8 protein-coding genes and 1 pseudogene are annotated in these 13,295 nt (G+C 67.9%); 2 read left to right on the top strand and 7 right to left on the bottom strand.

The features are described 5' to 3' along the window. Positions 1 to 301: 301 nt before the first annotated feature. Together HOP40_RS36685 and HOP40_RS04195 are read right to left on the bottom strand one after the other, a co-directional pair. Positions 302 to 562, bottom strand: coding sequence for an ATP-binding protein (locus HOP40_RS36685; RefSeq protein WP_172154814.1), 261 nt, complete (start codon positions 560 to 562; stop codon positions 302 to 304). Between the two features lie 95 nt (positions 563 to 657). Further along, positions 658 to 1,722 carry an IS110 family RNA-guided transposase gene (locus HOP40_RS04195; protein ID WP_172154812.1) on the bottom strand — a complete coding sequence of 355 codons (1,065 nt, stop codon included), beginning with the start codon at positions 1,720 to 1,722 and terminating at the stop codon, positions 658 to 660. Positions 1,723 to 2,135: 413 nt separating this feature from the next. Here HOP40_RS04195 and HOP40_RS04190 point away from each other — a divergent pair. After that, positions 2,136 to 2,713 (top strand): annotated as a pseudogene (locus HOP40_RS04190) (transposase family protein); the annotation flags it as partial. A 1,203-nt stretch (positions 2,714 to 3,916) separates the two neighbouring features. Beyond that, on the top strand, positions 3,917 to 6,013 hold the full coding sequence (locus HOP40_RS04185) for a pre-peptidase C-terminal domain-containing protein (RefSeq protein ID WP_172154810.1): 2,097 nt from the start codon (positions 3,917 to 3,919) through the stop codon (positions 6,011 to 6,013). A gap of 70 nt (positions 6,014 to 6,083) precedes the next feature. Here HOP40_RS04185 and HOP40_RS04180 read toward each other — a convergent pair whose 3' ends face one another. The 5 genes from HOP40_RS04180 to HOP40_RS36325 form a co-directional block, all read right to left on the bottom strand. Further along, the gene (locus HOP40_RS04180; protein WP_240157747.1) at positions 6,084 to 8,234 is read right to left on the bottom strand and encodes a CapA family protein; all 2,151 of its coding nucleotides are present in this window, start codon (positions 8,232 to 8,234) and stop codon (positions 6,084 to 6,086) included. 160 nt (positions 8,235 to 8,394) lie between these two features. Further along, entirely contained in the window at positions 8,395 to 9,405 is a 1,011-nt protein-coding gene (locus HOP40_RS04175; protein ID WP_205347077.1) for an NlpC/P60 family protein, read from the bottom strand. 112 nt (positions 9,406 to 9,517) lie between these two features. Continuing rightward, positions 9,518 to 10,000, bottom strand: a complete 483-nt coding sequence (locus HOP40_RS04170; protein WP_172154804.1) for a poly-gamma-glutamate biosynthesis protein PgsC/CapC — start codon at positions 9,998 to 10,000, stop codon at positions 9,518 to 9,520. After that, positions 10,000 to 11,508, bottom strand: a complete 1,509-nt coding sequence (gene pgsB, locus HOP40_RS04165; RefSeq protein WP_172154802.1) for a poly-gamma-glutamate synthase PgsB — start codon at positions 11,506 to 11,508, stop codon at positions 10,000 to 10,002. Before pgsB ends, HOP40_RS04170 begins: the two co-directional genes overlap by 1 nt. Further along, positions 11,505 to 13,025, bottom strand: coding sequence for a HAMP domain-containing protein (locus HOP40_RS36325; protein ID WP_172154800.1), 1,521 nt, complete (start codon positions 13,023 to 13,025; stop codon positions 11,505 to 11,507). Before HOP40_RS36325 ends, pgsB begins: the two co-directional genes overlap by 4 nt. Positions 13,026 to 13,295: the final 270 nt, after the last annotated feature.

Genomic DNA, 13,295 nt, shown 5'->3' with positions numbered 1-13,295 from the left:
TGGTTAAGTAGATTGCGAAGTCTCTTGTAAGGCGCGCGATTGCCTTCTCACTAGAGATATTTTCGGTGGTCGGCCGCAAGTCTGCAATGCGTACACGAGTACCGGGCTCCGCCTGCGTCGGTGTCGGGTTCGTCGATCGAAAATTTGTCGGGCTGAGTCATCGACGAGTGAATGCGCGTACTTGAGCGTCCACGGACTGTATCGTCAGCGATAGTTGTCCACTCAACGCGCTGGCCGAGAGCGAAGGCACGAAAACGGTCTTCTCCATGTCGTCCGTGTAGACGGCGGTGTTCCCACTGTGTTACGCCAGCCGAGGCTTCCACGAGCCACCCAAGCTCGAGAACGCGCTCGAGCAGAGAGAGTGCTCTATTCCGAAGCCGTTGTCAACTACCAGAATAGTCCCGATCCCTTGAAGATCAATACGGTCAAACATGACTTCGACAAGTGTCGCGTCGGCGTCGAGTCCGTTCCATGTCAGTTCCGAGATTGCGGCTACCTGCTGAGTAGGGCGAGCCAGCTTCTGAAGATGCTGGGGGTCGACCTTCACGGTCACGTCCGCCATGACCGTGAGTCTTGTCGAGGTAACCGGCAGTGCCCAGAGCAGGGGCCGCTGTCCACCGAGATGGCCTAGGAACAGTGAGACGCTTCTATGACCTGTCAAGGGGTGTTCGGCTGCAGGTGCGCAGCGGTCAGGGTCCGGAAGAGTTCACGGCTGATGTAGCGCTTGAGGGTTCGGATCATCTCTCGTCGTGTGCGGCCTTCGGCGGTGCGGCGGGCGAAGTACTCCCGGGTGCGTGGGTCGTGCCCGAGCCTGGTCAGCGCGACGGTGTAGATCGCCCGGTTCAGGCGCCGGTCGCCGCCGCGGTTGAGCCTGTGCCGGTGGGTGTTGCCCGAGGATGCCGGGAGCGGGGAGACCCCGCCGAGCGCAGCGAAGGCGGCTTCGGAGTGGACGCGGCCGGGGTGTGACCAGGCCTGCAGCACGGTCGCGGCCACGACCGGTCCGACACCACGCAGGTCCAGCAGCTGCGGTGCCTGCGCGGTGACGGCGCTGCTGAGCGCGGTGTGGTTGGTGGCCAGGTCGGTGTCGAGCGCGCGGATGCGGCGGATCGCCTCGGCGCGGCAGACCGTCCGTGTCGTGGCCGGGACCGTGGAGGGGGATGGGGTGCGCCAGGCGGCGATGGTCGCGATCGTCGTGGCGGACAGGGCGCGGCGGGCGTCGATGCCCAGCTCGACGGTGCGCAGCAGCGCGGTCAGGGCGTTGACGGTCCTGGTGCGCTCGCCGGTCATCTGGTCGCGAGCGGAGGTCAGGACCCGCAGGGTGGTGCGGTCACCGGCCTGGCGGGGGCGGCGCAGCTGGTGCGGGGTCAGACCGCGGGCGGCGCGGGCGATCTCGACCGCGTCGAGGGAGTCGGTCTTGCCGGCTGCTCGGCGCACGTGCGCTGGGACGTCGGGAGCCTCGGCGACCCCGAACCCGGCGGTGAGGAGCTGCTCGGTCAGGACCGCACCGTAGGAGCCGGTTCCGTCGATCACGACCAGGACCGTCTGGGCATCGGTGCGGCGCTGGATCCAGGCCAGGGCGCGCCGGAGCCCGGCCGGGCTGGTCGGGAAGTCTTGGGTGTCGGCGAGCGCGCCGGTCGCGGCGTTGATCAATGCGAAGGTGTGGCTGGCGGCATGGGTGTCCACACCGATCAGCAGGTCGACGGTGTCGGCGATGGTGGGCATGCGGATGCTGTGTCCTCTCCCAGGGGATGCGTCCGTGACAGGCGCTGGCCCGGGAAGAGAAAGGTGCTCTCGCGGCAACACTGTGACGGGTCACGGCCCGCGGCAACGGGTCGGACAGGCTTCTGATCAAGCCATCGAGAGCGGCAGGGCCAGCGCCTGGCCCCCGATCCGGGTGGGCAGATCTCACTCAACGCACTCTCGCGGGGCGACCTTTCCATGAGCCACACCAGGACCGGGGCCACGACGCCGACCCTGCCAGCCAGCCCCAGACCAGCCGTCACCGAGTCTCACAGCGCTTTCCAATCTGCTTGAGGTGGGTTCGTAGCCGCTGCGGCGTGGCGTCACCGGAATGAGTGAAGCTCCTGGTAGACAGGCGATTGACTAGATCAACTCGTCCAGACCAGGAGCTTCGGGTGCCTTCCTACCCCGCCGGGATCGGCGTGTCCAACCACGCCCTCATCACCGTGTCCGACGCGCTGCGCCACCGCCGCACGGTGCTGGGCACCCGCTGGCGACGCCTCTTGGCCGACAACAGGCGCTGCTCGTGCTCGCGCACCTGCGCAAGGGCGAGACCTACGCCGATCTCGCCGCCGGTTTCGCGGTCGGCACGACGACGGTGTTCCGCTACATCCGCGAAGCCCTCGATGTGCTGGCCGCGTTCGCGCCGTCGCTGCAGCAGGCGATGGCCGTCGCCGCGGGCAAGGCGTTCGTGATTCTTGACGGCACCCTGGTCTCGATCGACCGGGTCGGCGTGGGAACGGGCCGCGACCGGACCTACTACTCCGGAAAACACAAGCGGCACGGGGTGAAGGTGAAGGTCCTCGCCGACCCGGCCGGCCGGCTGATCTGGGCCTCGGGAGCGCTGCCCGGCGCCCGGCACGACATGGGGGCCGCACACGAGCACGGCCTCATCCACGCCCTGCACGCCGCCGAGGTCCGGGTGATCGCCGACAACGGCTACCGCGGTTCCGATTCCGGTCGCCATGCACCTCGGTGCAGTGAACCTGCGCGCAGGCCACGCCCTGTTCGGCAACAATGCACCTGTATTCGGACTCTCCCGGCCGATGTGATCTTGATCGAGGAAGGCGTCGAGATCTTGAGCATCGCTGAGGCAACCCCGCTTCACCGAGCAGCCCCCGCCGGCGTTGCAGGATGACTACGGCTTCTCGTTCGAGCTGGGACTCGATAGCGACGGACTGCTGGGAGACCGCCCGGCCAGGTTGATCGAGACGGCGACGCGCTGATTGATCATGCGGAAGACGTCGCGCTATGCCTCGCGAAGCTGTTGAGGTAACAGTCGGGACCCGCTGAGACGCAGCACGTTACAGCGATTGATACCGGGGGCGCCATCGCTTCAGGACCGGCCCTCGGAACGCGCCGCCGTCAGCGACCACCACCATCCACGAGCCGCGACATGGCCGCGCTCTACCTCACCGTCCTCGACCAACTCGCCGAGCCTGCACCCAGCCGGCCGTTCTTGTTCACCGTCTCCCGCGCTGGGCTACGCCGTATCGACTTCGACAACTGACAGCGCGTCGTCAGCGGAATACGTGGGCGGGATCCGCACCGTGCGTGCACAAGCCCGACCGAGGCAAGTAAACGAGACCCTCGGGGCATGAGTTCGGTTCCGACGACGTGCGCGGCGTTGCGGACTGCACTGGTGCGGGCATCACGCTTGACGTTGCGGACTGCGCTGGTGCGGGCACCACGCTCGGCATCGCAGCAACCGGGTCGTTGTCGAGCGCATTGCCGGCCCCTACGACTGCAGCGATCGCGGAAGCTCCGACGAGGAGGGCAACCCGCGTACGCATCAGGCGACCTCCGTGCTCTAGGTAGTCCTCAACGATAGCACGCCGCATCGGGGTGTCATCAGGAGACGCAGCGCAGGAGCAATCCACTGCGCCGGGCGCAGTAATTCTCGCTGGCCTACCTCGCCGAGGCTAACACAAATCACACAAAGTACGAAGGACTGCTGTCGGGGCCCGGATCTCGTCCTTGAAGGGGACACCATATGCGCATACAGCGCACGCACTTCGTCCTACGAACAGTACTGGCCGTATTCGTAGCACTGCTCAGCCTGGTAGCAGTCACACTTGCTGCGCCGGCGGCCGCCGCGCCATCACCGACCAGTAAGCCGGCGCCTCCGCCTGCGCCGCTACCCGACCCGTTGCCGCCGAACGTCCGGCTGGCGCCGGTGCCTCCGCCCAAGGGCGACAAGCCGCCCGGCCTCGACCCCTGCCCCGGCGAGGCTCTGGAGCAGTTGTCGAAGTCGCGCACATGTACCCACGGTCCCGACCCGGCCCCGCCGGGGGTGGACATCGCCAAGGACGCGCCGGTGTCCCCCGGAGCACCGCCTGCGATCCAGTGCGTTGGCGACGGTGTCAGCGGATTCCGCACGCACGCCCTGTACGTGCGTGCCTCAGACGTGGCGGACGGGTTCGCCGGCGCGTTGCCGCAGATCCGCTCGGTCGCGGGGCAGGCGGATCAGATCTACTCCAGCAGCGCGGCGGCGACGGGGGGCAGCCGCGGCATCCGCTTCGTCCATGACTCGACGTGCACGGTCATCGTCGACAACGTTGTGGTGAGTCCGACGGGCGATGACAATATCGATAACACCATCGCCGAGCTGCAGAGCCGGGGCTACAATCGCTCCGACCGCAAGTACATGATTTTTGTCGACGCGAACGTCATCTGCGGTCAAGGCACCATCCAGACTGACGACCAGGCCGGCCAGAACAACCGCAACAACCAAGGGCCGAGCTACGGCCGTAACGACCGCGGCTGCTGGACTGGTCAGGTCGTCGCGCACGAATTGATGCACAACCTTGGTGGGGTGCAGAACACTGCTCCCAATGCCAGCGGCGGCTTCCACTGCACTGATGAGTGGGACGTCCTGTGCTACTCGGACTCCCCGAACTTCCCGGCGATGCGGACAGTTTGCCCCGACCCGGCACTCGACACGACCCGGCTGGACTGCGGCAACGACGACTATTGCCACACGGCACCGCAGCCGGGCAGCTACCTCGCCACGCGCTGGAACACGGCGAACAGCACGTTTCTCATCGGCGGTGGCCCCGGACCTGGACAGTGCCCAGATCAGGCGTTCGAGCCAGATGACGCCGTCGGGCAGGCCCGCGCCGTCGCTGTGCCGTCCAGCGAGCAGCACGCCTACTGCGGTGCGGGCGACCACGACTGGATCCGGATCGACACGCTCGAAGGTGTGACATACCGGTTCACCACAGCGAACCTGGCCACCGGAAACGACACCGTTCTCGACTTGATCGCCGCGGACGGCTCCACCATCCTGGTGACCAACGACGACAGCGGCGGCACGCTGGCCTCGTCCATCGAGCACGTCGCCACCCGGACCGGCACCCTCTACATCCGCTCACGGCACTTCAATGCGGGCGCGGCCGGAGTGTCGTTGACCTATGCGCTGAACGTCGAAGCGCTCTGCACCGACCAGTCCGAGCCGAACGGGTCCGCATCACAGGCCACCGTGGCCACCGTCGGCGCGGTCGCGCGACACACGTACTGCGTGCCGGGTGACCAGGACTGGGTTCGGTTCGAGGCGACCGCAGGCAGGAGCTACACGATCAAGACACAGAACCTCGCTGCGGGCACCGACACGGTGCTGCACCTGCTCGCCGCCAACGGCACGACCGAGCTTGCCGTCAACGACGACAGCGGCGGCACACTGGCCTCGCTGATCACCTACAGCGCCACCACAACCGGGCCGCTCTACGTGCGGTCGCACCACTTCAACGCGAATGCGGGCTACGGCACGCTCCGTTATGACCTGCTTATCGAGGCGGGTGGCGTAACGACCCGCGAGCTGTTGGCGAACCCCGGCTTCGAACTCGACGCCAACACGGATACCCGACCGGACAGTTGGTCAATCAACACGAGGTTTACCCGGAGCACGAGCTATCGGCATTCGGGTACTTACTCGGGGCGGCACTCCTCGACGACGAACGCGGCGTACACGGTCGAGCAGGTCGTACCAGTGGTGTCCGGGGCGGGCTACGTCTTCGCGGGCAGGGTGAACATTCCGGCGACAACGGATGCGTTCACGATGCGCGCCCAGATCCAATGGGTCGACAACGCCAACGTCGCGATCGGCTCTCCGATCACGATACGAACGTACAGCGCGCAGACCGCCGGCTGGGATTCTTTCAGAGGCGCAAGCCGAACGGCTCCGCCCGGAGCGGTCCGAGCGAAGGTGCTGATGTCACTCTCGAGCCTGAACGCACGGGTGTATGTGGACTCGTTCTCCTTCGTCGGACCATGACGTAGGACGTCGACCTGGCCTGACGGACGGTTCTCCTCGATCAACGACGAGAACCCTCCGTCGGCGGGGGTCATCGGCTTGGGACTTCCTCAAGCGGAGGTGGCGCTGACTCGGCTAGCACTCCTCCTCCTACTCGGCTCAGCGATGCCACGCCGTCGGCGAAGCTACGGACGTGGGTGGTTCCCCGAGTCGGTGGCGTTCCACGGGGCGACCACTCGATGAGGCGAACTCGGTCCACACCGACGGTGACCTGAGAGGGCGGTGCGGGTTGGCCGGACAGCGGGGTGGGGGGTGAAAGGCGGACCAGGATGGCGACGGCCACCGCATCGGGGGGCACCGCCGCGTCCAGTCGCAGCTGCTGCCACGCTGTGTCGCTGCTGGTGATGACCTGAGTTGTCTGGGAGCCGGATGGGCCGCGGGTGTCGGAGTACCAGGCGAGGCGAACCTCGACCTGCGCGCCGGGATCGACGCGCAGTATCGCGGTCAGCGACACCTGAGCTTCCGCGAGGGCGGCGCCGGCCGGTGGCGGAGCGGTCGCGCCGGGGTCATCGTCACTGAGCTGGTTGCGGGTTCTGCGGAGTCCGACCGATCCCGGGTTGGTGAGCAGCAGTCGGTGGATGGTGGTGCCGAAGAGCGGGTCGGCGTCTGCAGCGTCGCGGCGCAGCTGGTAGTAGTTGCCGCGCTCGGGTGCCGCTTCGTCGCGGGTGACAGTGATGTCGTCGCCTTCGGTCCACAGCGTTCCCCGATCGGCGCCCAGGACGTCGTCGTCGAAGTCTCCGATCCACAACAGGTCGGTGCCGAATTCGGAGAGGGCGGGGTCGGCTTGGTCGAGTAGCCATCCGTCGCCGATTTCAGTGATGCGCCCGGTTGCTGAGCCAATCAGTGATGTGGTGACCGGTTGCGAGGCCATGTGGTCGCCGAGGTTGAGTTCCCCGGCGCCGTCTTCGACGACGAACGGGCCGCGGGACAGGCCCGCCGCGGTTCGGGCGATGTAATCCGCTGAGCCGGTGCCGATACCGTGGGCGACGTAGTCGTCGATCATGACGGGTTCGAGGTAGGCACGGACGATCTCTCCGCGGCGGACGTGCACGGCTAAGACGTAGCTCTGGAAGGTTGGCCAGACCGTCTGATCGAATACCAGGTTGCCCAGCGACCACGCGGCGAGGCTGCGGCCGTCCCAATCAAGCCCTCCCACTACGTGGGGGTGGTGGTTGATCACCAGTTGCGCGCCGGCTTGGCGGGCGACGGAGGTGATCAGCTCGACCTGGCCGGATGGGTCGCGGCCGTACTCGAACCCGCCGTGCACGCTGAACACGACCATGTCGCTCGCCGCCGCGGCGGCGGCGACGCTGTCGCGGACCCGGGCCTCCTCACACGGTGCGGCACCACCTTGGTCCGGGTCGGCCACATAGCCGATGGCGTGCTCGCTCCCGATAATCGAGGTGCACCCTAGGAACGCGATACGGAGCCCACCGGCCAGGGCGATCGCCGGGATATAGGCGGCGTCGACGGTGGCGCCGAGCCCGAACTGCGTGGATCCTGGTGCGAACCCAGCGTCGACGAACCCGTCGATGGTGGCGCGCACCCCGTCTTCGAGCAGGTCGTACTGGTGGTTGTTGGCCAACCCGACAACGTCCACACCCGCTGCGGCAAGGGCGTCGGGCAGGGCCGTTCCGCTGGCGAATACGAAGTCCTTGGTCGGGTGCACGCCGTCCCCGCGAGGTCGGGTGGGGTCCAGGTAGGGCTCCTCCGAGATCGGGCTCTCCACGTTCACGGTGGTCAGGTCGGCGTTGGCCAACAGCGGGCTGATCGGCTCCAGCAGTTCCCGGTGCGCGTCGACGTCGGCGAAATCGTCGATCAGGGCGTCGTCCCGGTCACCGTCCTCGTCCCGGTCGAAGAACCGGCGGCCGGTCATCACGTCGCCGCCGAAGTGCAAAGCGACGGTGGCGCCGTCGTCGGGAGTGAGACGGATCAGCAGCGGATCTCCCGGGATCCCGGCCCGGGTCCTGCTCAGGTAGGCCGGGTGTTCGACGGTTACCCAGCTCCCCCGATCGTCGACCGGGATCTCAAACCGGCCGCTCTCATCGGTGCGCGCTCTCGACTCACCCGCGGCCACCTCGGCGTCGCGAACGAGCTCCCCGTCGAGTCCGATGACCTGCCCGGAAACCATGCCGGTGAGGGACGGATCGAGGGGAGCCGCCGTGCACGCCGATCCGATCATGGCCACGAGCAGGACTATCAGGATCCATGGGGTCCGGTCTCGCATATGAGAGATCTCCAGCTTGGGGACGCAGCTAAGCGCCAGCGTCCGGTCGGATGTCGGGGGATCCGGCGCTCACTTTCGCGAAAAAATTCAGGGGACGAGGCGTGGGCGCTGCGTTTCAGAGTCGGCGGGCGGTGCGGAAGCGTTCGGCGAAGAACCCGTCACCGTCAAGCACCGACGCCCCGCCCATGTCTCCCAGGGTGGGGCCGTTCGGGGTGGCGCGGCTGGAGATGAAGCGGTGCAGCCCGTCGGTGTCGCGGCCGAGGTAGATCCCCGAGTGGTCGATGTCGGGTTCGTCGTCGGTGGTGAAGAACAGCAGGTCGCCGGCTTGTAACCGGTCCAGCTCCGTCGGGCGTTCGCCGCGGTCGGGGATCAACATGGTCCCTGGACCGACGGTGGCCATGTCGTTGGCGCGCCGGGGCAGGCCGGGCCCAGGGCTGCTACCCCATTGCAGCGGGTAGCCCTGGCGGTACCCGTAGACCAGCCGCAGATACCCCGAGCAGTCCAGGGCGCTGTACTGCTCGTCCTCCGGCTCCTTGCTCACCCCATCGGCGAACTCCCACGGCACACCGAGGTAGTCGTAGAAGTCGGCGCCGATCGCGCGGCGGGTCTCGGAGATCTCGGGTCCGAACGAGGCGTTCCCGGCGATGCGCAGCCCGTCGTCGTCGACGACATCGGGTGCGTCCTGCATGTACTCGGTGGCGACGGCGAGCACGTCGGGGCTGGTGTCGACGAGCATGGCCGCCAGCCAGGGCCGCACCCAGGGTTGCTGCTCGGCGCCGGGATGCCAGGGCTGCGGCGCGATGCGCACCCAGGTGGCGGTCTGCACGGCGGCGTGGGTGTAGCGGGGCTCGGAGAAGGTGCGCACCGGTCCGGCGATCGTGGTGGTGCGGGCGCCGTCGGTGAGGGTCGCGACGATGACGTCCTGTTGATCGGTTACCACGGTTCGCCCGGGGTTGTCGAGGCGGGTGAACACGAACCCGCTCTGGTCGCTGGACGGAAGGGCCGGTGCGTCGTCCCGCCCACCCTCGGCGTCCGCGCCACCGACGATGCTGCTGGTCATGGCGATCAGTGGGCCCAGCACGACCCCGACCAGGATTCCGCCGACCCCGATCAGCGCGACGGTCAAGGCGAGGACTGTCCGCGAGGGGCCCCCGCGCCCGGGGTGGGTGGAGGGCGGGGTGGAGGGCGGCGGGGTGGGCGGTGCCGGATCTGGGCTCATGATGACCGCTCGCAGGGGGTCACAGCGTGGGCACCAGGCCGAGGAGCAGCCCTCCGGCCAGGACCCCGTAGCTGGCCAGGCTGACTGTGCTGGTGCTGATCAGGGTGGCGCGGGTGGGCTGGCGGACTAGCTGGTAGGCGATCAGACCGGGGATGATGAAACCGAGGGTCTGGTGGGTGAACAGCAGCGGGTAGTCCTGTTGTACGACCAGGAACAGCCCGGTCGAAAGGGTCACGCTGAGCATCGTCACCGCGGCGAACAACCGCTTGCCGTAGAGGATCACGGTGCGTTGCAGCACGAGGGTGCCGCCATAGGCCAGGGCGGTGACCGCGACGATCACGATGATCTTGCGGGGGTCCTCGGCGAGGGTGAGCGCCACCCAACCTGGGGTGATCATTCCTCCCGGGGAGAGGTTGGTGACGAGATAGCAGATCAGCGCGAACAGCAGGCCGATGGCCAGAGTGATCGTGGCAACTTCGGGCGCGAGGGTTCCGTACAGCATCAGTGACTCTGGGGCTTCCGGTTCCGCGTACTGCCCGCGGCCGCCGGGTGGACGGGCAATTGGGTGGTCGGGCCCGAGATCGAGGAAACCGGAACCGCGATGCGGCAGGGACCGTCGCTGTGGTGACGGCACGCGCAGTCGACCTCGACGAGTCCGCCCATGCCCTGGTCCACTCCACGAAGGCTCGGCCGGGAAGGTGCCGAGCCGTTGATGAACGCGGCGGCAACCGACGACACCTGATGATGGGACGACCTTCGACGGTGGGGCGTGGGGCGGGTCGGAGAGGCGGCGGGTGGGGCCGGCCGGGATGGAGGGGGCTGTGAAGCCAGCACGGGCGCGAGTGGCAGCGCGCGTAACCGGTCGAGCAGGATCTCGCCCTGTCCGTGGATGTTGCCGACCGCGACCAGCGACGCCGCCCCCGATGAGTCGGTGACCAGCTCGTCGAGCAACCTGGTGAACGGCAGCGCGCCACCGAGGTCGACGACCCGGTCGATAAGGTCGGCGGGCACGGTGAGCCGAGCGCTGTGGGTCTGTTCGCCGATCAGGATGATCCGGTCTGGGTGCAGCCGGCCGGTTAGCTCGCCCATCTGACCGTTGCGCTCGATCCGGTCAGGACGGCAATTGATCACAATGTTGAGTGGGCGGCCGATCAGACCACGGGCGGTGAGGAGCTCGACGTTCATCAGGGTCGAGGCCGGGTCGTTCGCGGCGAAGACGTTCGCGAAGTCCACCCGCCGGCCGGCGGCGTCGTAGCTGTGCACCGCGACGGTGCCGGGGTCGGGCCGAGCGGTGACCATCCCGTCGAGCGCGGCGCGGCGTCCGATGCCCGACAGCTCGGCCACGGCGATGGCGATGGCGACGTTCTCCTTGAAAGTGATCCAGGGAAAGCGGGCGATCTCGGCGTCGGTGACCGAGTCCGGGTCGACCTGGATCAGCTGGCAGCTGCGCCGGGCGGCTTCCTCGCTCAGGACATGGAAACGGTCCTGCTCGGCGGTGATACAGACCCCACCGATCGGCATCGACCGCGACAACGAGCGGGCGACGTCGTCGAGCGTCGGGCCCATCTCGGTGAGGTGGTCCTCGCGGACGTTGCAGATCACGCACAGGGTGGACTGGATGAGTTTGCGCTCGTTGACCTCCTGCAGATCGGGCAGGACCGCCATGCACTCGATGACCAGCGCGTCGGGACCGAAGGCCGCAGCCCGCCGCACGATGCCGATCTGCTCGACGATGTTGGCCAACCCGAACTTGCGGTACACCGGCTCCTCCTCACCGTCGGGGGAGATGAACCGGGCCGCGGAGCCGGTGGTCTTGGCGACAGTGACCAGGCCGCCGCCGCGCAACGCGCCAGCGCACAGCCGGGTGATGGAACTCTTACCACGGATGCCGTTGACCACCACCCGGGTCGGGATGCTGTGCAGGTGGCGGTGGTGGCGACGTTGCTCGGAGATCCCGGCCAGCAACGCGGCCAGACAACCGATCAGGTAGACGGTGAACAGGAAGGTCACGACGCGCCGGCGCGGGTCAGCGAGCGCGAGTTCGGCCCGGCGGCGTTGCGGTCCGGAAGTACAGCGGTCATCCCCGCCTCGGGGCCGAGACGAAGCGGCGCCGGGCCGGAACGTGGACTCGGTCCGCGAGGTGAGGAGCGTGACTGGTGGGGAATTGCCGGACGCGGACCGATCGCCGGGAGGATCTGCGTCTCCTCGAGCGGAGCGCGGGTAACGACGACTAGGGAACGGTTAAGCGCCGCGGCGATGGCCCCGATCTCATCGATCCGCTGCGGCGCGACGGGTTCCGGCGCTGGCGCACCATCGAGCATCGCCGCGATCGCCTCGGCATGATCACCGAGGTCGCGCAGCGGCCGGACCGCCGCGATGTAGATCCAGGCGAGCACCATCAACGCCACACCGGCGCTCACGCCGACGATCACCACCGCGGCCCGGTCGGTTGGATCTTGGGCGAAGCCCGCCGCTGCGAGACTCTGATTTCGCAGGACCACCCAGTTCAGCGCGGCGGCGTCGTCGTTGAACCCGATCCGGTAGCTGGCCACCGCCGAAGGCGTCCCGTCGATGACCTGCGTTGTGGTCGTGGGCCCATCGGCGAAGGCCCGCATGGCGGCCGCGCGCAAGGCCGGGTCGGTCAGCTCGGTGAAAGCCTGATAGCCCTCATTGCTCAACACCGTCCGCAGATCTGCATCGAACACCCTGGTTGGCGCTCCGGCGCGGTCAACAACCGCGTTGAGGGCCCGGACGTCGTACTGGGCGACCAAGGTGTACGGGCCGTCGCCTATCGGTGCGGACGCGACCACGATGGGCTCCGGCCCCGAGAAGTTAAGCTGTCTGATCCCCGCCTCCGGTGGCGGCCCGCTCAGCGACAGATTCCCCCCGACACCGACAACCGAGGACCCGGCTCGATCCACCACGTGGACCGCACCGAAGACCGGGCGGGCGCCCAGCGCCCCCGCGGCCGCGGTTCGCAGATCGCCGATGGAACCCGAGGGGGTCGAGCCGGCGATCGCCTGCAGGCCTGACAGGCCTTCGGCAAGCGTGTGGCGCAGGTCTGCTGCGGTGTCGGCCGCGTCGTGGCGGCCGTCGGTTACCAGGTCGGCGACCGTGGCCGTGTGGCCCCTGGAGACCATCAGGAACGCGGTACCCAGCCAGCCCAGCAGCGCCACCGTGAGTACGGCCAAGCCCACCCTCAACGACGGCCGGCGCCGAGTCCGCTCCTTGGCGTGACCCGCCCGAGCCCCGTGCGCGCGCAACGCCACCGCGACCCGGTCGACCTCACCGATACCGGACCGGTGAATCGAACCACCATGACGGGCGGCGTTGACATCACGACGGAGGCGCTGCACCGGACGCACCAGCAACGCCCACAGCGCCAGGAACACCCCCACCGCCACAACCGCTACCACAATCCCCGGCACCAGCCCCGGCCACCCAGCCGGGCCGACACTGCCACCCGGTGCAGACGCCCCCGGGACCTGCAGCGTGATCAGCGAGACCGCCGCGAGCAGCAACACCACCAGCAAGACCGTGGGCGGGACCGCGACTCCTGCCGGGAACCGCGGGGCTGGGAACTCGTCGGCGGGCCGGCCAACCCTGGCTGGCGAGCTCCTCGGCATCAGCGCAGTCCTCCTGGAAAAACGATCAGCGGAAACGAAACAGATCGTTTCGTAAGGCAAGCCAGTCTGTCTTCGCAAACGATCTTGAGGCTGTCACACATCGTCAACTACTTCACCCGGATAGCCTAGATGTCAGCCTATGGGGTAGGACGCGGAGGGGTGCAGTCACGC

The sequence above is a fragment of the Pseudonocardia broussonetiae genome (genome assembly GCF_013155125.1).
Lineage (GTDB): Bacteria > Actinomycetota > Actinomycetes > Mycobacteriales > Pseudonocardiaceae > Pseudonocardia > Pseudonocardia broussonetiae.
This window is presented reverse-complemented; position numbering and strand designations above follow the sequence as displayed.

Excerpts from the sequence above, each read along its gene's own strand:
- HOP40_RS04180 (WP_240157747.1), bottom strand. The coding sequence starts at position 8,234 with ATGATCGGATCGGCGTGCACGGCGGCTCCCCTCGATCCGTCCCTCACC.
- HOP40_RS36685 (WP_172154814.1), bottom strand. The coding sequence starts at position 562 with ATGGCGGACGTGACCGTGAAGGTCGACCCCCAGCATCTTCAGAAGCTG.
- HOP40_RS04170 (WP_172154804.1), bottom strand. The coding sequence starts at position 10,000 with ATGCTGTACGGAACCCTCGCGCCCGAAGTTGCCACGATCACTCTGGCC.
- HOP40_RS04195 (WP_172154812.1), bottom strand. The coding sequence starts at position 1,722 with ATGCCCACCATCGCCGACACCGTCGACCTGCTGATCGGTGTGGACACC.